Consider the following 18556-nt stretch of genomic DNA (forward strand, 5'->3'; position numbering starts at 1 on the left):
GGAATCGACAATGAACGACATCATGATGGGCACCAGCCTGCCCTATGCCGAACGCAAGCGACAGGGATTGATGGGACGCATGCCCCACAAGGAGGAGTCCCTGGCCCAGCAACGGCGCCGTATCTACCGCCTGGTCTCTGCCATGCAGAGCCCGTTCGATCAGCACCTGCTGCTGCGCCAGCTGCAGGAAGACAACCCGGTACTGTTTTACGATCTGGTGCGCCACCACCTGCCCGAGCTGCTGCCCATCATCTACACCCCTGTGGTGGGGGAGGCGTGTCAGCGCCACAGCGACCTCTATCTGCGCAGCCACGGTCTCTACCTCTCCTGGCACGACAGGGACGATCTGGACGCCATCTTCGCCGCGGTAGAGCAGGAGGTGGATGTCATCGTCATCTCCGACGGTGAGCGGGTGCTGGGGCTCGGCGATCTCGGCATCGGCGGCATGGGGATCTGCATCGGCAAGCTGGCGCTCTACTCGGCCGCCGGCGGCATCAACCCGGCGCGCACCCTGCCGCTGTGCGTGGATGTGGGCACCAACAACCCCGAGCTGCTGGAGGATGACTCCTACCTCGGCTGGCAGGCCAACCGGGTGGATGGCGAGTCCTATTACCACTTCATGGATCGGGTGGTGGCGGCCATTCGCACGCGCTGGCCCCAGGTGGTGCTGCAGTTCGAAGACTTCGCCGGCAAGCATGCCGCCAACCTCTTGGCCCGCTATAGAGACGAGCTGTGCATGTTCAACGACGACATCCAGGGCACGGCGGCGGTCGCCTCGGCCTGCGTGCTGGCGGGGCTGCAGCAGGCGGGCAGCCGGCTGGTCGACACCCCTGTGCTGATCGTCGGCGCCGGCTCGGCGGGTTGCGGCATCGCCGCCATGCTGGCTCAACTGGCGGGCGGCCCGGAGCGGGTACAGTTATTTGATCAGGATGGCCTGGTCTGCCTGGATCGCACCAACCTGACGCCGTCCCAGCGGCCGTTTGCCCGTCCGCCACAAGAGGCCTGCGCCGAGCTGCCTGCGCTTATTGAGCGGCTGCGCCCCGGGGTGCTGATCGGGGTGAGCGGCCAGGGCGGCCTGTTTGACGAGGCCGTGCTGACGGCCATGGGGGCCGTCTGCGAGCGGCCGGTGATACTGCCGCTCTCCAACCCCACCCGCAGTGCCGAAGCGACGCCGGGGCAGGTGTGGCAGGCCACCGGTGGGCGCGCCCTGCTCGCCACCGGCAGCCCCTTTGCCCCTGTGACTGTGGCGGGGGAGGCGCGGGTGGTCTCCCAGTGCAACAACGTCTACGTGTTCCCGGGCATTGGCCTCGGGGCCTGCGCGGTCAAGGCACGGCGCATCAGCGATGGCATGCTGCAGGCGGCGGTGCGGGCTGTGGGCGCCTATCCGCTGGCCGAGGGGCGCTTGTTGCCCCCCATAGAGCAGGTGGGGGAGGTGGCCCGCGCGGTCGCCAGGGCGGTAGCCCTCACCGCCCGCGAGGAGGGCCTGGCCGATTTTAGCGGTGATCCTGCGCCACTGATTGACCAGACCTGGTGGCGCCCGCACTATTGGTCCGCTTCCTGATGTTGCAAGGCTAATCGATGAAACTGCGCCACCAACTGGTCACCCTCTCCCTCGGGCTCTCCCTGCTGCTGATCCTGATCCTGGGCGGCCTGCTCGCCCTCTTTATCCGCCACCTGCTGGAGAGCAATCTGCAGGAGAAAGGCAGCGATCTGGCGCGGGTGCTGGCGGCGGACAGCCGGGTGGTGCAGGCCCTGCAGCTGGGCAGGGATCCCGGTCTGCGCGACTATGTGCAGGGGATCTGCAGCCGCACCGACGCCGCCTACATGGTGGTGACCGACGAGCATGGCCGTCGCCTCAGCCATCCCAGGCCCGAGCTGGTGGGGCAGAAATTCCGTGGTGAGGACATCTGGCCGGCCCTCAATGAGCGGGGCAGCTATTGCTCCAGGGACGAGGGCACCCTGGGGCCGGCCATTCGCTGCTTCGCCCCCGTGATAGGGGCGGACGGGCGCGCCATGGGGGTGGTGGCGGTCGGCTACCTGATGCGGACTGTGGAGGGCATCTATCTGGAGCGGATCACCCTGCTCGTCAGCGCCATCGGCGCCGTGCTGGGCTGTGGCCTGCTGCTGGCGCTCTGGCTGCAACACCTGCTGCGTCGCACCCTGCTGGATCTGGAGCCCGAGGCCATCGTCAACCGCTTCGTGCTGCAGGAGCTGGTGCTTGAGCACATCTCCGAGGGGGTGATCGCCATCGACAGCGGGGGCAACATTCGCATGCTCAACAGCGCCGCCTGTTATCAGCTGCGTCTGCCGGGCACAGGGCGGCACTCCCTGCTGGGCCAGTCGCTGGCCGAGCTGTCGCCGCCGCTGGCCCCGGCCCTGACCCAGCTCGAGACCGAGCTCGGCTTCACTGTGCACGGGGAGTCCTTCGTGGGGCGCTGGCAGGCGGTGGAGGGCAAGGTTCCTGGGCGCCTGCTCATCTTCAGCCGCCCCGAGGTGACCGGCAGCCTCGGCATGCAGGTGACCCATCTGCGCCAGTATGCCGAGATGCTGCGGATGCAGACCCACGAGTTCGCCAACAAGCTGAGCAGCCTCTCCGGCCTGCTGCAGCTCGGCCACGTGGATCAGGCGGTGGAGCTCATCCAGCAGGAGAGCGAGGCTTGCCAGACCATGCTGCAGGGTCTGCTGCGGGCCATCGAGGACAAACCGGTGGCTGGGCTCATCCTCGGCAAGTTCAGCCGGGCGCGGGAGCTGGGGGTGGAGCTGGTGCTGGATCCCGACTCGGCGCTGGCGGAGTATCCGGCGGCCGTGTCGGCGGATCTCATCACCCTCATCGGCAACCTGCTGGACAACGGCATTCGCGCCGCCTGGGCGCGGCGCAAGCTGTGTCCGCCGCGGGTGCTGATTTCCCTCAACGATTTTGGTCGCCGGCTGGTGATCGAAGTGGAGGACAGCGGCGAGGGGGTGGACGAGGCGCTGGCGGATCATCTGTTTGATTACGGTATCAGCCGCCAGACCGGCGATCACGGGGTCGGCCTCTTCCTGGTCAAGGAGACGGTGGCCAGGCGAGGGGGTGTGATAGAATGGCGACGCACCGCCGAACAGACAACCTTGTTCGGTATCTACTTGAATAAAAACCAATTGGTGTGATCTATGGAGCCCATTTTCACTCTGGTGATCGAGGATGACGAACGGATTGGATCCATTCTGGCCGAGCTGGTCTCCTCCACCCCCGGATTTTCCTTGCTGGGTCGGGCCGAGAGCCTGACCCAGGCCGATCTCATGATGCGTGCGACCGAGCCACAGCTGCTGCTGGTGGACATCTCATTGCCCGACGGCTCCGGCCTGGAGTGGGTGAACCGGCTGCGCAGCCACAACCGCGAGGCTTACGTCATCATGGTGACCGCCTCCTGCGACGTTGAGACCATACAGCAGGCCCTCAACCTGGGGGTGCAGGATTACATCATCAAGCCGCTGCGGCTGTTTCGCATCCAGCAGAGCCTGGACGAGATCCTCACCCTGCACAGGCGCATCTGCGAGCGCGGCTCCCTGGAGCAGAGCGATCTGGATCGGCTGATGGGCAAGGGGCGCCCCCAGGCCAGGGAGGTGCGCGATACCCCAAAGGGGATCGACGCCATCACCTTGCGCCAGGTGCTGGAGCTGCTGGCCGGCGAGCCGGACACCGCGTTTTCCACCGATACGGTGGCGCTGCGCCTCTCCTTGAGCCGCACCACGGCGCGCCGTTATCTGGAGTATCTGGAGTCGGAAGACAGGGTCGATGTGGATCTCAACTACGGTCAGCGTGGTCGGCCCGAGCGGCGCTACCACTGGCGCCGGGGCAACTGAGCCCGCGTTTTTTGCGCGAAGATGCAATGCAAGAAGGGAGCCTGGGCTCCCTTCTTGCTGTCTGCCCGTTGCGGCATGGGTTGCAACCCTTGCTATCCTGCCTGGTTCACAGTGCGCCCAGGGGGAAAGGGTGGAGGGCTGACTCGGCCTCCTCAAACAGCTGGATCAGGTGATCCGCGACGGCCCGCACCCGTCTGGAGTGGGCGAGATCTGTGTGGATCACCAGCCAGATCGGCTGATCCACCCCCAGCTCGGGCAGGAGGCAGACGAGATCCGTCTCTTTGGCCAGGTAATGGGGCAGCACCGCCAGCCCGAGACCGGCGGTGGCGGCGGCCAGCTGGGCCGACAGCGTGTTGGTCTCCACCCTGCAGGGGCGGCCACGCAGCATGCGAGCCATCCATTTGGCGGCGGGTAAATGGCCGTGGGCTTCCCCCCAGCCGATGAAGGCATCCTCATCCAAGCTGGCCGCATCTGTCCCCGGCTGGCGGGTATCGACATAGCTGCGAGCCCCATAGAGGCCGAAGCCCAGGGTGCCCAGCCGCTTGATGGTGACGTTGCCGGCGTCAGGTTTGACCATGCGCACGGCCAGATCGGCATCGCGCCTGTGCAGGTTCACCGTTTGCACGCCTGTGACCAGCTCCACCCGCAGGTCGGGATGAATGGCAAACAGCCTGGCCAGGGAGGGAATGATGAGCGGGTTGGCCAGATTGTCTGCGGTGGCGAGGCGCACGGAGCCGGCCACCTGCCCCTGTTGCTGCCCGGCGTCGCCAAAGGCATGCCCGGCATGTTCCAGCGCCTCGGCCCGCGCCAGCAGGGCATCCCCATCATCGGTCAGCCGATAGCCGTGCTGATGACGACTGAACAGCGGCAGGCCCAGTGCCGACTCCAGGCGATCCAGCCGTCGAGAGACGGTGGCAATGCCCAGCTCAAGGGTGAGGGCGGCGCCACTCAAGGTGCCGCTGCGGGCGATGGCCAGAAAGACCCGGGCATCATCCCATAGCAAGAGAGAGTTCATGTATCTTCCATAATCGGAAAGCTGACTGCCAATCCAGTCTATACCGAAACCCTATTCGCAAGACCATACTGACCCCCATCTTGTAAGGAGGACATGTATGCAACGACGAACACTGGGAACCGATCTGGACGTATCCGCCATGGGCCTCGGCTGCATGGGCATGAGTGAATTCTATGGCCCGCGGGATGACGAGCAGGCGCTGCGGGTGCTGGCCAGGGCCATCGAGATGGGGATCGATTTTCTCGACACCGCCGACATGTATGGCCCGCACCACAATGAAGCCTTGATCGGCCGCTTCCTGGCGACCCATGGCGCCGGGGTCAAGGTTGCCACCAAGTTCGGCATAGTGCGCCAGAGTGGCGAGTACAGGCGCACCCTGGACAACAGCGCCCAGTATGCACGGCAGAGCTGTGAAGCCTCGCTGCGCCGGCTCGGGGTCGAGCAGATAGACCTCTACTATGTGCATCGCATCGACCCGGCGCACCCCATCGAAGAGACGATGGCGGGTCTGGCGCCACTGGTGCAGGAGGGCAAGATTGCCCGTATCGGCCTGTGCGAGGTCAGCGCGGCCACCTTGAGGCGCGCCCATGCCGTGCATCCGGTGGCGGCGGTGCAGACGGAATATTCCCTCTGGACGCGGGATGTCGAAGCCCAGGTGCTGCCGACCTGCCGCGAGCTGGGCATAGGTCTGGTGGCCTATTCCCCCTTGGGGCGGGGCTTTCTGACCGGACGTTTCCAGCAGGATACGGCGTTTGAAGAGGGCGACTTTCGGGCCAGCCTGCCGCGCTTTCAGCAGGAAAACATCGCCACCAACCGCTCGCTGGTGGAGGTGATCATGGCCCTGGCGGCGCGCAAGCAGTGCACGACGGCGCAGATCGCCCTGGCCTGGCTGCTGGCGCAAGGGGATGACATAGTGCCCATTCCTGGCACAAGGCGGATCCCCCATCTGCAGGACAATCTGGGCGCCCTGTCGGTGCGCCTGGCAACAGAGGATCTCGCCGCGCTGGACAGCGCCATCACGGCCTTGCCGGTGGCGGGGGAGCGCTATACCCGGGAAGGCATGAAGGGGGTGAACGCATGAGCGGGCACAGCCCGATCGGCGTGAACTAGCCTTTGCGCTGCGGGCCCGGCTCGCTCCGCCGGTGCCGGGACAACCGAGCCTGTGGTTTTTAGCGTTAAGATGCAAACAAGAAGGGAGCCTGGGCTCCCTTCTTGTCTTGTGTTGCACACACTTTACCGTGCCGGTTTATGCCTCCCCGGCGAGGGCGGGGCGTACCCTGGGTTTGAACTGGGAGAGCATGACGCCGCTCAGGATGAGACCGCCCCCCAGCAGGTGATGGCCGTGAATGGGCTCCCCCAGGGTGATGACGGCGATCAGCGCCGTGCACAGCGGCATCAGGTTCATGAACACTGAGGTACGTTCCGCCCCCATGCAGGCGAGGCCGCGCATCCAGCAATAGGCGGCCAGCAGGGAAGAGGCTATGCCGGCAAACAGCACCAGACCCCAGCCCTCGGCGGGGACCGCCAGGGAGTCTGCGCTGAGGGCGACCGGGATCAGCAGCAGCACAGCCAGCAGGATCTGCATGTAGAGGTTGAGCCAGGGGCCGAACGGCAGTTGCCAGCGGCGGATTAGCAGGCCATAGAGGGCGTAGCTGGCGGAGCCGAGCAGCATGAGCCCGTCCCCCTGATTGATACCGTTGTGCAGCAGGGCCAGCGGCTGGCCCTGGCTCAGCAGCCAGAGCACCCCGAACAGCGAGATACTCATGCCGAGCAGGGCCTGCTTGCCCGGCCGCTGGCCGAAGAAGAGCGCGCTCTGCAGCAGGGTCAGCAACGGGATGAGGGAGCCTATGACCCCCATGTTGGTGGCCGAGGTGGTGTGGGCGGCGTAGTAGGCGAGGCACTGGTAGAGCACCATGCCAAGGGCCGCCAGCACCAGCAGCTTGCCGAGCCAGGGGCGAATTTCGCCACGGCGGCGCCACAGCTGCGGCAGGCAGAAGGGGGTCAGCGCCAGGGCGGCGATCACCCAGCGGTAAAAGGAGATGGCGGCGGGATCCAGCACATCGGCGGCGGCCTTGGACACCACTGTATTGGTGGCCCAGATCAGCACGGCCATCAGCGGGAACATAAGCGGGAAGAAGATACGCATCAAAGGCTCCTTATTATCGAGATGGCCAGTCTACCCTTGTCTTTCTGTTATCAAGTAACGTAAAAATGACAAATTATCCCGTGCAAAGGACAATCTGCCCGTTATGGCCATACGTCACTACCATCCGACGGATCTGCATCTGCCTGAGCCCAATCCCCTCTATCTGCGCTATCAGCAGATCCAGGCCGAGAGCGCCTGTGCGTCCCACAGCCACCCCTGGGGCCAGCTCAGCATGATAAGCCTGGGGGTGTTGGAGATAGTGCTGGAGGACCACAGGCTGGTGGCGCCGGCGGACTACCTCATCTGGGTGCCCGGGAACCTGGAGCACGCCTCCTACAACCAGCAGGCCCTCGACTACACCTCCATCTATGTCAACCACGCCCTGGCGGCCAGATTGCCGGCCGAGCCCTGCCTGCTGCAGATGACGCCGCTCATCCGGGCCATGCTGGCGGATTTTTGCGAGCGCAAGCTGGGCCACATGCAGGATGAGTGGGACGTGCGCCAGGCCGAGCTGCTGGTGGAAAAGCTGACCCGCACCCGCTGCCAGGACAGCTACCTGCCCATGAGCCAGGACAAGCTGCTGGCCCCCATGCTGGCGGCGCTTCACAGCGATCCCGCCGATCCGCGCACCCTGGCCCAGTGGGCCGAACAGTTGCACAGCACGGAGCGCACCCTGGCCCGGCGCTGCGTGCGGGAATTGGGGATGAACTTCGGTCAGTGGCGGGCCCGGCTCAAGCTGCTCAAGGCGCTGGCCTGGCTCAAGGGGGAATTGCCGGTGCAGGAGATTGGCTGGCGGCTGGGCTATGGATCCACCTCGGCCTTTATCGCCATGTTCAATCGTGAACTGGGCTGTTCCCCCCAGCGTTATCGCCAGCAGCTGGCCCAGCCCGGCAGCTAAGTGCGGGTGCCGATCAGCGGATAAAAAAGAGGGCGCCTTATTGGCGCCCTCTGGCTCGGTGTCTCTTCGTTTGTGGTCAGAAGAAACCGAGGGGGTTGATGTCGTGGCTCACCAGCAGGTTCTTGGTGTTCTGGTAGTGATCCAGCATCATCTTGTGGGTCTCGCGGCCTATCCCCGACTTCTTGTAGCCGCCAAAGGCCGCGTGGGCCGGGTAGGCGTGGTAGCAGTTGACCCAGACCCGGCCGGCCTGGATGCCGCGCCCCATGCGCCAGGCCAGGTTGCTGTCGCGGGTCCACAGGCCCGCCCCCAGTCCGTACTGGGTGTCGTTGGCAATGGCCAGCGCATCCGCCTCGTCCTTGAAGGTGGTAACCCCGAGCGCCGGCCCGAAGATCTCCTCCTGGAACACCCGCATCTTGTTCTGGCCGTGGAATATGGTGGGTTGAATGTAGAAGCCCCCCTCCAGTCCGCTTACCTTGGCCGGGCCGCCGCCGATCAGCATCTTGGCCCCTTCGCCGCGGCCTATCTCCATGTAGCTCAGGATCTTGTCGAACTGCTCGCGGGATGCCTGTGCCCCCACCTGGGTAGTGGTATCGAGGGGATTGCCCTGCACGATTGTGCGGGCACGGGCCAGCACCTTGTCCATGAAGTCGTCATAGATGCTGGCCTGCACCAAGGCGCGGGAGGGGCAGGTGCACACCTCGCCCTGGTTGAAGAAGGTCATCAGCATGCCTTCCACCGCCTTGTCGATGTAGCTGCTCTCGTGCTGCATCACATCGGCAAAATAGATGTTGGGGGACTTGCCGCCGAGCTCGACGGTGGAGGGGATCAGCTTGTCGGCGGCGCAGCGCAGGATATGGGCGCCGACTTCAGTTGAACCGGTAAACGCCAGCTTCTGGATCCGATCGCTGGTGGCCAAGGCCTGGCCCGCCTCGGCGCCGAAGCCGTTGACCACGTTGACCACGCCGGGAGGCAGTATGTCCTTGATGAGATCCATCATCAGCATGATGGTGACCGGGGTCTGCTCGGCGGGCTTGAGCACGCTGCAGCAGCCGGCCGCCAGCACGGGGGCCAGCTTCCAGGCCGCCATCAGCAGCGGAAAGTTCCAGGGGATGATCTGGCCGACCACCCCGATGGGCTCCTTGAAGTGGTAGCTGACAGTGTGCTGATCCAGCTCGGCGGCCGAGCCCTCCTGGGCGCGGATGCAGCCGGCGAAGTAGCGGAAGTGATCCACCACCAGCGGCAGGTCGGCGGCCAGGGTCTCGCGCACCGCCTTGCCGTTCTCCCAGGTCTCGGCGACGGCGAGCACCTCGATGTTCTGTTCGATGCGATCGGCGATGCGCAGCAGCAGGTTGCTGCGCTCGGTGACGCTGGTCTTGCTCCAGCTGGCAAACGCCTTGTGGGCGGCATCCAGTGCCAGCTCGATGTCGGCGGCGTCGGATCGGGCCACTTCGCAGAACACCTTGCCATCCACCGGCGAGATGTTTTCGAAATAGCGGCCGGCGCGGGGGGCCACCCACTCACCACCGATGAAGTTGTCGTAGCGGGATTTGAAGTTGACCAGGGCGCCTGCCTGACCGGGAGCGGTATAAATCATCTCATCATCCTTGTGTGTGTGAAGGTCCTACCCGGCTGCACACGCTGGCTGGCCGGGCTGGTACGCCTGAGTCATCGCAAGGGCCATGCCAAAGGGTCTGACCAGCGGGCAAAAAGTTACAAAAACGTTATCAAACGAGGTGTGGCAGCGTATCTTGATTAACCAATGACCCCGGCTGTAGCGATGACACTGTGCCGTTTCTGGACAGTTGCCGTAACAGTCGTGCCGTTTGTGAACAGGAGGTGTGATGAGCGAGCAACTTCAATCCAGTCCCGGCCCCAGTCCGATCCAGCGTTCCTGGCAGCGCTGCCTGCATCAGGGTCTGCTCCGCCAGCAGAGCGCCGAGCTGGATCTGCTGCCTCAGGGGGAGCTGTCGGCCCGCCAGGAGGCGCACAGGGCACTTATCACCAGCTTCCAGCGCTTCGTGTTGCCGCTGTTTGGCCAGTTGCTGGCGGGCAGACCCTGTCGCCTGCTGCTGTGTGACGGCGAGGGGGCCATACTGGCCGCCAGTGGCGATGACGGCTTCGCCCGCCATGCCGAACGCATCTTTTTGCGCAGTGGCGCCCGCTGGGGGGAGGCGAGCAAGGGCACCAACGCCATCGGTACCGCGCTCGCCGAGCAGAGCGAGGTACAGGTGCTGGGGGCCCAGCACTTCTTCGCCCAGCACAGCTTTCTCAGTTGCAGCGCCTGCCCTCTGCTCGGGCCGGACGGGCAATTGCTCGGGGTACTCGACATCTCCACCGATGCGGCCCACCACGATGGCGACATGCTGGGTACTGTGCGGCTGCTGGCCATGACGCTCGAAAACGCGCTGCTGGCGCGCCAGCCGGGCTGGCTGGTGGATCTCGAGCCCCAGAGTCTCTGGTCCGCCCGCCTGCTGCTGGGGGAGGGGGGCGAGCTGCTCGGCGCCAACCGGGCCGGACGGCTCTGGCTCGGCCAGCACCCCTTCGACGGCAAGCAGCTGCTGCGGGATCGGCGCGGATTGCGACTGGTGCCGGAGGCCAATCCCGTTGCGACGCAGCCCGGCCTGCCGGCCGATGCAGGCGGCTCGCACGCCCATCAGGTGCCGCTCAAGATGCTGGAGCGCGGTATCTCGCTGCTTGTCGAGGGGGAGACCGGCAGCGGCAAGGAGCATCTGGTGCGCGCGTTGCACGGGCAGTCGAGCCGGCAGGACAACCCCCTGGTGTGCGTCAACTGCGGTGCCCTGCCGGCGGATCTGGTGGAGGCCGAGCTATTTGGCTATGTGGGCGGGGCCTTCAGCGGTGCCCGCAGCCAGGGCAGTCAGGGTTATCTGCGTGCCGCCCACGGCGGCATCCTGATGCTGGATGAAATTGGCGAGCTGCCGCTGCTGGCCCAGACCCGGTTGCTGCGGGTGTTGCAGGAGCGCGCCGTCATCCCGGTCGGCAGCCACAGACCTGAGCCGGTGGATTTCTGGCTGGTCAGCGCCAGCCACCGGGATCTGGCGGCCATGGTGCAGGCAGGGACGTTTCGCGAGGATCTCTATTATCGGATCTGCGGCTGGCGCCAGCAGCTGACACCGCTGCGGGCATGGCCACAGGGTGAGCGCCAGGGATTGATCCAGCGGTTGCTGGCGGAGATGGATCCGGCGTTGCGCCTGACGGATGAAGCAGCGCAGCAGCTGCTGGCTCATCCCCTGCCCGGCAACGTGCGCCAGCTCAAGCAGGCGCTGGAGGTGGCCTGCGTGCTGGCGGAGGGACAGGGCTGGATTGAATCCGCCCACCTGCATCTGCCCGCCGCATCGGCCGCGCCCTCGTCGCAGACGAGTACCCACACCTTGCGCCAGCAGAACCGGCTGCGGGTGCAGCAAACCCTGGCGGATTGCGGGGGCAACGTGAGCGAGGCGGCGCGCCAGCTTGGCATCAGCCGCACCACCCTCTACCGGACGCTGCGCGAGGGACCATGAGGGTGTTGTTGCTCACCATTTCCCTTGTGTAAGATGGGCCCATCAGGGCCCTTTTTATTGATTTCTCGTTATTTTTCCATGGCATGGAGTGCTCTATCCTGTGTTTACATCTGATTGGCAAGCGTGCGTCTTTCCGGGGGACCGACCTGGCACCTCCCGGTTGGCGCTGGACGGCCGCGCCCGGGCGGCGCGCCTGACCCCGGGGCGAGTCCGGCCCTGTCTGCCGGTATCCGGCTGAGAAAATACCCTATGGTGCCGGTGTCGGCGCGTGTAATAACCAGGGGATCCGGCGCGCCAGGATCCCCTGGTATAGAGTCAGAGCCCCTAGTCGGGCGGAGCCTATATGACCCCTTCCTATTCTCGTCTGGCCAATGTGCTGTTCTGGGTATTGCTGGGATTGAGCCTGCTGGCGATCCTGCTGTTTGAATTCGGGCCCGATCGGCGGCTGGACATGGTGAGCAATGCCCGTCTGTCCGTCACGGCGCAGGATGACAGGGTCCACGGCGGCCAGTCGGTCACCACACTGCTGTCGGCCGGGGGCGGTTCGGCGAACCATCATGCGGCGGCGGAGAAACCCGCCATCGATTGTCAGCTGCGCGCCGGGTATGCCTTTCCGTTCTGCGAGCTGGTGCTGACCCTGACCGAGCCAGAGCGGGGGATCGATCTCTCCCGCTTCGACTGGGTGCGCATTCGGCTCAGGGTCGAGGGGGAGGGGCCCCAGATCTGGCGGCTCTACCTGCGCAACTATCACCCCGCCTATTCCAGGGCCGGGGATGCGTCGTCCCACAAGTTCAACGAGGTGATCTTCCGCCCCGATGATTACGGCCGGGTGCAGGATGTGCCGCTCAAGGTGTTCACTCCAGCCACCTGGTGGGTGCAGCAGTACAAGATACCGCTGGCGCAACAGGGGCCTGATCTGAGGCATGTCTATGCCGTCGAGCTGGCCTCCGGCATCGGCATGCAGCCCGGCCACTACCGGCTGGTGCTGGAACAGATGGAGTTTCATGGTCGCTGGGTGCAGCCGGGCTCCTTCTATCGTCCTCTGTTGCTGAGCTGGCTGGGCTATTGCCTGCTGCTGTTTCTGGTGCAACACCTGCTGATGCGGGATCGATTGCGCAAGGCCCGTGCGGCCAGGCTGGCGGCGGAGGCGCTCAGCCAGAGTCTGAGCGAAAAGACCCGGCGCACCGAGGAGGAGGCCAGGTACGATCCCCTGACCGGCGCCCTCAACCGGCTCGGCGGCAACAAGCTGCTGGCCGAGCTCGGCGAGATGCCGCTCTCTTTCATCTACATCGACATAGACCACTTCAAGCGGGTCAACGACGGCCACGGTCATCCGGTGGGGGACGAGGTGCTCAAGCACATGGTGAGCGAGGTGCTGCGCCACTGCGATAGCCTGTGCCGGCTGGTGCGCTGGGGCGGGGAGGAGTTTGTGCTGGTCTGCCTGCACTACGAGCAGGCCCGCGCCGAGGGACTGGCAGAGCAGCTGCGAGTCGCCCTGGTGGCCTATCCGCACTGGCCGCTGGCGCTGCCCATCACGGCTTCGTTCGGGGTGGCGGAGCGGCGCGGGGATCCGCTGGAGCAGGCCCTCAAGCGGGCCGACGAGGCGCTCTACCAGGCCAAGAAACGGGGTCGCAATCGGGTCGAGGTGGCCTAGATCGCAGGCCAGGCCCGCGGCAAAGCGCCCGCTCTGCGAGCGGGACATAGCGGCTGGAACCCAGGTCTTCCAGCCGCTATGATGCGCGCCAGCCGGGGCATGAGCCCCCTTCATCCATCTGTTGAGGAGTATTTCCATGTCACAACACATAGGCGCCCTGGCCCTGCTGGTGGCCGACTATGACGAGGCCATCACCTTCTTCACTCAGGGGCTGGGTTTTGCGCTGCTGGAAGACACCCCCCTCGACGAGCCGGGCAAACCGGGCAAGCGCTGGGTGCGGGTGGCGCCTGCCGGCGCACCAGGCTCAGCGCTCTTGCTGGCCCGTGCCGCCACGCCGGAGCAGCAGGCCGCCATCGGTCAACAGGGGGGCGGCCGGGTCTTTTTGTTCCTCGAGACCGACGACTTCTGGGGGGATTACCAGCGCATGCAGGCGTACGGTGTTCATTTTTGTGAACAGCCACGTAGCGAGCCATACGGCATGGTGGTGGTGTTCGAGGACATCAGTGGCAACCGCTGGGACCTGCTGCAACTCGCTGCTGCCAACTGAATCTGAAAACGTTTATCATCCCGCCTGTCATAAAGTCATAAAAGTGTCACAGAAAGTTCTAATAATTGGCGCACCCATCTTCACACAGGAGAGAGAAGGGATATGGCTAAGCGAATTCTGGTGGTCGAGGACGAAGCACCGATCCGCGAAATGCTCTGCTTCGTGCTCGAGCAAAAGGGATATGAGACGGTTGAAGCTGAAGATTACGCCGATGGACTGGCGAAGGTGCGCGAGCCTTACCCCGAACTCATCGTGCTGGACTGGATGATGCCCGGTGGCAGTGGCATCCAGTTCATCAAGCAACTCAAGCAGGATGAGGTGACCCGCCAGATCCCGGTGGTGATGCTGACCGCCCGCGGCGAGGAGGAGGACAAGGTGCGTGGTCTGGAAGCGGGTGCCGATGACTACATCACCAAGCCTTTCTCCCCCAAGGAGCTGACCGCCCGCCTGCATGCCGTGATGCGCCGCGTCTCCCCCACCTCGGTGGACGAGGTGATCGAGGTGCAGGGGCTCAAGCTGGATCCGGTTTCCCACAGAGTCAGCGCCGAGGACAAGGCGCTGGACATGGGGCCGACCGAGTTCAAGCTGCTGCACTTCTTCATGACCCACCCCGAGCGGGTCTACAGCCGCGAGCAGCTGCTCAACAATGTCTGGGGTACCAATGTGTACGTCGAGGACAGAACCGTGGATGTGCATATTCGTCGCTTGCGCAAGGCCATTGAAGAGACGGGTCACGATCGATTGATTCAGACGGTGCGCGGCGCAGGCTATCGCTTCTCAACCCGTCTGTAGAGGACGTTATGTTGCAACCTTACGCCTGGCGGCGACAGTTGTGGCGGATGGCGTTTTTTTATACGCCCTTCGTCTTGGTCGGCTGGTTGACGAATACCCTCACTCTTTGCCTGCTGGTGGCGACCGTGCTGCATCTGGGCTGGCACTATCGCTTCCAGAAGCGGCTGTCGGACTGGCTGTGGCACGATCGCAGCCTGGTGCCCCCCAACGGCAGCGGCAGCTGGGAGTACATCTTCAACGGCATCTACAAGTTGCAGCAGCGCCACCGTGCCCGGCGCCGCGAGCTGGCGGGTCTCATCCGCCGCTTTCGGGAAGGGGCCGAAGCCCTGCCCGATGCCGCCGTGGTGTTTCGCACCGACGGCAGCATCCTCTGGTGCAACCGGCTGGCGGAGCAGCTGCTCGGTTTTCGCTGGCCGGAAGATGCCGGTCAGCACATAGGCAACCTCATTCGCAATCCCGCCTTCGGGGCCTATCTGAACAAGGGGCAGTATGACGAACCGTTCGAGATGACCTCGCCCATCAACGAGGAGAAGTTTCTCGAGTTTCGGATCATGCCCTACGCCGAGGATCAGGCCATGTTGGTGGTGCGGGACGTCACCCGGCTGCGCAGCCTGGAGAAGACCCGCAAGCACTTCGTCTCCAACGTCTCCCACGAACTGCGCACGCCGCTCACCGTGCTCAAGGGCTATCTGGAGATGACCGAAGAGCCGCCGCCCCCCGCCCTGTGGGCCAAGGCGCACAGGGTGATGATGGAGCAGACCATCCGCATGGACAATCTGGTCAATCAGCTGCTCACCCTGTCGCGGATCGAGGCGGCTCCCTCGGTGGATCTCTCCCACCTGGTGGACATGCCCGCCATGCTGGGGTTGCTGGAGCAGGAGGCGCGGGCGCTGTCGGGGGAGCGGGCGCACCAGATCGAGTTCAGCGTGCAGCCCAATCTGTTCGTGCGCGGGGATCAGGATCAACTGCGCAGCGCCGTCTCCAACCTGGTCTACAACGCCATTCACTACACCCCGGCGGAGCGCAAGATCAGCGTGGAGTGGCGCAAGCAGGGGGCCATGGCGTTGTTTGTGGTACAGGACGAGGGGGAGGGGATCCCGCCCGAGCATCTGGCGCGGCTCACCGAGCGCTTCTATCGGGTGGACAGGGCCCGCTCGCGCCACACGGGTGGCTCCGGGCTGGGGCTCGCCATCGTCAAGCACGCCTTGAGTCATCACGATGCCCAGCTTGATATCGAGAGCCGGGTCGGCCTCGGCAGCCGTTTCAGCTTCCTCATTCCGGCCCGCATGGTGGTGTTGAAATAGTCTTTTTCAGCAATGGGTTAGCAGTGCAGAGAGGGCGGCGACAGCGGCCCTCTTTTCATTTGGTCAACAGTCTCGCCATGTCATTAAAGTGTCACATTAAATCCATAAATTTGTCACTGCCAGGTCAGATACTGGCGCCGTCTTGAGAACGGACCTGTCGCCGGTTTGGCGCAGGCAGAGTACGAAATGCGACCAGCCGATCGCTGTGCTCGGGATGCTACCACTTTCGGCCTCAGATTGACGATTGCCTTCTGCCACCGCAGGACTGGGGGAAGAGGGCATGAAATGACACTCAGCGAATCGCTCGGCGTGACCGACGGTGCGCCAAGTTAACCCGTGTTTTGATGGACTGCGTTCTGCAACCTTGGAGAGATTGGATGAAACTCAACAAACTGGCTGGTGTAATCGGATTCACCGCAGCTACCCTGTTTTCCGTCAGCACCCTGGCTGCCGGTGTGGATAAAAACCTGCCGGATTACACTCCGACCAGCGGCATCTCGGGCAACCTGTCCTCTGTCGGCTCGGACACCCTGGCCAACATGATGACCCTGTGGGCCGAAGAATTTAAGCGCATGTACCCCAACGTCAACGTGCAGATCCAGGCCGCCGGCTCCTCTACCGCCCCGACCGCACTGACCGAAGGTGTCGCCCAGTTTGGCCCCATGAGCCGCGCCATGAAGTCCGGCGAGGAAGAGGCATTCGAGAAGCGCTACGGCTACAAGCCTACCGCCATCCGCGTCGCGGTCGATGCCCTGGCCGTGTTCGTCAACAAGGACAACCCCATCAAGGGGCTGACCATGCCGCAACTGGATGCCATCTTCTCCAGCACCCTCAAGTGCGGCGAAGCCAAGGCCGCCACCAAGTGGGCTGATCTGGGTCTGGACGGCAACTGGTCCTCCAAGGATCTGCAGCTGTTCGGTCGCAACTCGGTGTCCGGTACCTACGGCTACTTCAAGGAACACGCCCTGTGCAACGGTGACTTCAAGAGCGGCGTGAACGAGCAGCCGGGTTCTGCCTCAGTGGTGCAGTCCGTCTCCTCCTCCCTGAACGGCATCGGCTACTCCGGTATCGGCTACGTCACCTCAGGTGTGCGCGCCGTACCGCTCTCCAAGGATGGCAAGACCTTCATCGAAGCCACCTCTGACAACGCCATCACCGGCAAGTACCCGCTGTCGCGCTTCCTGTACGTTTACGTGAACAAGCACCCGAACAAGCCGCTCTCCCCGATGGAGCAAGAGTTCCTGAAGATGGTGCTCTCCAAGGCGGGCCAGAACATAGTGGCCAAAGATGGCTATGTACCTGTACCGGCCAAGGTGGTCGAAGCCGACCTGAAGAAACTGGGCATAATGTAAGCCGGTTTCCTCTGCAACACGGGCCCCGCGGGGCCCGTTTTCTTTTTGAGTGGATCCACAATGACGACATGTGACCGCTTTCGCCGAACAGCGTGATCTGTCGACTTGCGCCGGACGCCCGCATTTCCGAAAATAGGGCATCTTTATGGTGAAGGACACCTCCATGACATCTCCCCTGTTCAAGCTCGGCCTGGCGGCACTCTGTTCCACCCTGCTGGCCAGCTGTGCCCAATCTCCTACCGGCCGCAGCCAGATGCTGCTGTTCTCGCCCCAGCAGATGAGCCAGCTGGGGGCCGACTCCTTCGAGCAGATGAAGAAGCAGGAGAAGGTGAGCAAGGATGCCAGGATCAATGCCTATGTCTCCTGCGTCGCCAAGGCGGTGACCGCCCAGGTGCCTAGCCAGTTCGGCATCACCAGCTGGGAGGTGGTGGTGTTTGACTCCAAGCAGGTCAACGCCTTCGCCCTGCCCGGCGGCAAGATCGGGGTCTACAGCGGCCTGCTCAAGGTCGCCAAGAATCAGGATCAGCTCGCCACCGTCATAGGCCACGAGTTGACCCACGTGCTGGCCCAGCACTCCAATGAACGGCTCTCTCGCAGCCAGCTGACCGGTCTCGGTCTGGCGGCGGCCGACATCGCCATGGGCAGCAGCGAGTATCGCGGCGCCACCATGGCGGCGTTGGGGCTCGGGGTCGAGGTGGGGGTCATGCTGCCCTATGGCCGCGAGCAGGAGAGCGAGGCGGACCGCCTCGGTCTGGATCTGATGGCCCGCGCCGGCTTCAATCCCGCCGAGGCCGTTCCCCTGTGGCAGAACATGAGTGCCGCCGCCGGTGGCAAGGCGCCGCCGCAACTGCTCTCCACCCACCCCAGCAACGAAAACCGGATCGCCGAGCTGCAGGCCCAGCAGGCTGAAGCTATGCCGCTCTACGAACAGGCCCGCGCCTCCGGTCTGGTGCCCCAATGCAAGGCATGAGCCTGCGCATGGCGCGGCCCGATGATGCGCCTGCCATGACGGTGATGCAGCGGGCCAGCTGGCTCGCGGCCTATGGCGAGGTGCTCGGTGCCGACATGCTGGCCCAGCTTTCGGTGACCGAGCACCTGCAGATCTGGCAGAGCCGGCTCGCCGAATCCGGCCCCAGGCCCATGCTGCTGTGCCAGGACGAGGTGGTCATAGGCCTGCTCTACTGGCAGCTCGTGCTGGATGGCACAGAGCCGAACGCCCTGATCCGCGCCTTTTACCTGCATCCCGATCACTGGCGCCAGGGCCATGGCAAGCGGCTGTGGCAGGCGGTGGCCATGCAGATGCGGCGCGCCGGCTGCGACAGCGTCAGATTGTGGCTGCTCGATGGCAACCGGATCGGCGAGGGGTTTTACCTGAGGCGCGGCTTCGTCTTCGACGGCCAGGAGCGCACTCTGATGAGCCTTGGCCAGGCTTGCCTGCAACGGCAAATGTTCCGTTTGCTTTGATCTCTCTCCCATTTTTCGCCCCC

16 protein-coding genes are annotated in these 18556 nt (G+C 64.4%); 13 read left to right on the forward strand and 3 right to left on the reverse strand.

What is annotated here, in order from left to right:
- Window positions 1-10: 10 nt before the first annotated feature.
- From maeA to BN1118_RS05225, 3 genes are read left to right on the forward strand one after another with little or no spacing between them, the layout of a single operon-like run.
- Window positions 11-1561, forward strand: coding sequence for an oxaloacetate-decarboxylating malate dehydrogenase (maeA, locus tag BN1118_RS05215; RefSeq protein ID WP_043554820.1), 1551 nt, complete (start codon window positions 11-13; stop codon window positions 1559-1561).
- Window positions 1562-1578: 17 nt separating this feature from the next.
- Complete coding sequence (locus BN1118_RS05220; RefSeq protein ID WP_043554821.1) at window positions 1579-3147, forward strand: ATP-binding protein; 1569 nt, start codon at window positions 1579-1581, stop codon at window positions 3145-3147.
- A gap of 3 nt (window positions 3148-3150) precedes the next feature.
- Window positions 3151-3843: a response regulator gene (locus tag BN1118_RS05225; protein ID WP_005316875.1), complete on the forward strand. Its 693-nt coding sequence runs from the start codon at window positions 3151-3153 to the stop codon at window positions 3841-3843.
- A gap of 106 nt (window positions 3844-3949) precedes the next feature.
- On the opposite strand, the gene BN1118_RS05230 is transcribed toward BN1118_RS05225, so the two are convergent.
- The gene (locus BN1118_RS05230) at window positions 3950-4858 is read right to left on the reverse strand and encodes a LysR family transcriptional regulator (RefSeq protein ID WP_043554822.1); all 909 of its coding nucleotides are present in this window, start codon (window positions 4856-4858) and stop codon (window positions 3950-3952) included.
- Between the two features lie 97 nt (window positions 4859-4955).
- Between BN1118_RS05230 and BN1118_RS05235 the strand changes: the two genes are divergently transcribed.
- A complete protein-coding gene (locus BN1118_RS05235; protein ID WP_043554823.1) occupies window positions 4956-5939 on the forward strand; it encodes an aldo/keto reductase in 984 nt (327 codons plus the stop codon).
- 165 nt (window positions 5940-6104) lie between these two features.
- Here the strand turns inward: BN1118_RS05235 and BN1118_RS05240 are convergent, their stop codons facing one another.
- Entirely contained in the window at window positions 6105-7004 is a 900-nt protein-coding gene (locus BN1118_RS05240; protein ID WP_043134561.1) for a DMT family transporter, read from the reverse strand.
- Window positions 7005-7107: 103 nt separating this feature from the next.
- Between BN1118_RS05240 and BN1118_RS05245 the strand changes: the two genes are divergently transcribed.
- Window positions 7108-7902 carry an AraC family transcriptional regulator gene (locus BN1118_RS05245; protein WP_043554825.1) on the forward strand — a complete coding sequence of 265 codons (795 nt, stop codon included), beginning with the start codon at window positions 7108-7110 and terminating at the stop codon, window positions 7900-7902.
- A 76-nt stretch (window positions 7903-7978) separates the two neighbouring features.
- Here the strand turns inward: BN1118_RS05245 and exaC are convergent, their stop codons facing one another.
- Complete coding sequence (exaC, locus tag BN1118_RS05250) at window positions 7979-9496, reverse strand: acetaldehyde dehydrogenase ExaC (protein WP_043554827.1); 1518 nt, start codon at window positions 9494-9496, stop codon at window positions 7979-7981.
- A 247-nt stretch (window positions 9497-9743) separates the two neighbouring features.
- Between exaC and BN1118_RS05255 the strand changes: the two genes are divergently transcribed.
- The 8 genes from BN1118_RS05255 to BN1118_RS05290 all read left to right on the forward strand — a co-directional run bounded on the left by BN1118_RS05255 (window position 9744) and on the right by BN1118_RS05290 (window position 18533).
- A complete protein-coding gene (locus tag BN1118_RS05255; RefSeq protein ID WP_043554829.1) occupies window positions 9744-11420 on the forward strand; it encodes a sigma-54-dependent Fis family transcriptional regulator in 1677 nt (558 codons plus the stop codon).
- A gap of 343 nt (window positions 11421-11763) precedes the next feature.
- The gene (locus BN1118_RS05260) at window positions 11764-13074 is read left to right on the forward strand and encodes a GGDEF domain-containing protein (protein WP_043554830.1); all 1311 of its coding nucleotides are present in this window, start codon (window positions 11764-11766) and stop codon (window positions 13072-13074) included.
- A 136-nt stretch (window positions 13075-13210) separates the two neighbouring features.
- On the forward strand, window positions 13211-13621 hold the full coding sequence (locus BN1118_RS05265; protein ID WP_043134567.1) for a VOC family protein: 411 nt from the start codon (window positions 13211-13213) through the stop codon (window positions 13619-13621).
- Between the two features lie 102 nt (window positions 13622-13723).
- Complete coding sequence (gene phoB / locus BN1118_RS05270; RefSeq protein WP_043134568.1) at window positions 13724-14413, forward strand: phosphate regulon transcriptional regulator PhoB; 690 nt, start codon at window positions 13724-13726, stop codon at window positions 14411-14413.
- Window positions 14414-14421: 8 nt separating this feature from the next.
- A complete protein-coding gene (gene phoR / locus BN1118_RS05275) occupies window positions 14422-15717 on the forward strand; it encodes a phosphate regulon sensor histidine kinase PhoR (RefSeq protein ID WP_043554831.1) in 1296 nt (431 codons plus the stop codon).
- A gap of 377 nt (window positions 15718-16094) precedes the next feature.
- On the forward strand, window positions 16095-17069 hold the full coding sequence (locus tag BN1118_RS05280; protein WP_011705170.1) for a PstS family phosphate ABC transporter substrate-binding protein: 975 nt from the start codon (window positions 16095-16097) through the stop codon (window positions 17067-17069).
- 163 nt (window positions 17070-17232) lie between these two features.
- On the forward strand, window positions 17233-18039 hold the full coding sequence (locus tag BN1118_RS05285) for a M48 family metallopeptidase (RefSeq protein ID WP_043554832.1): 807 nt from the start codon (window positions 17233-17235) through the stop codon (window positions 18037-18039).
- A complete protein-coding gene (locus tag BN1118_RS05290; RefSeq protein WP_043554833.1) occupies window positions 18027-18533 on the forward strand; it encodes a GNAT family N-acetyltransferase in 507 nt (168 codons plus the stop codon). The genes BN1118_RS05285 and BN1118_RS05290 overlap by 13 nt, the downstream gene beginning before the upstream one ends.
- Window positions 18534-18556 lie beyond the last annotated feature (23 nt).

This window comes from Aeromonas bestiarum (genome assembly GCF_000819745.1).
In the GTDB taxonomy this organism is placed as follows: Bacteria; Pseudomonadota; Gammaproteobacteria; order Enterobacterales; family Aeromonadaceae; genus Aeromonas; species Aeromonas bestiarum.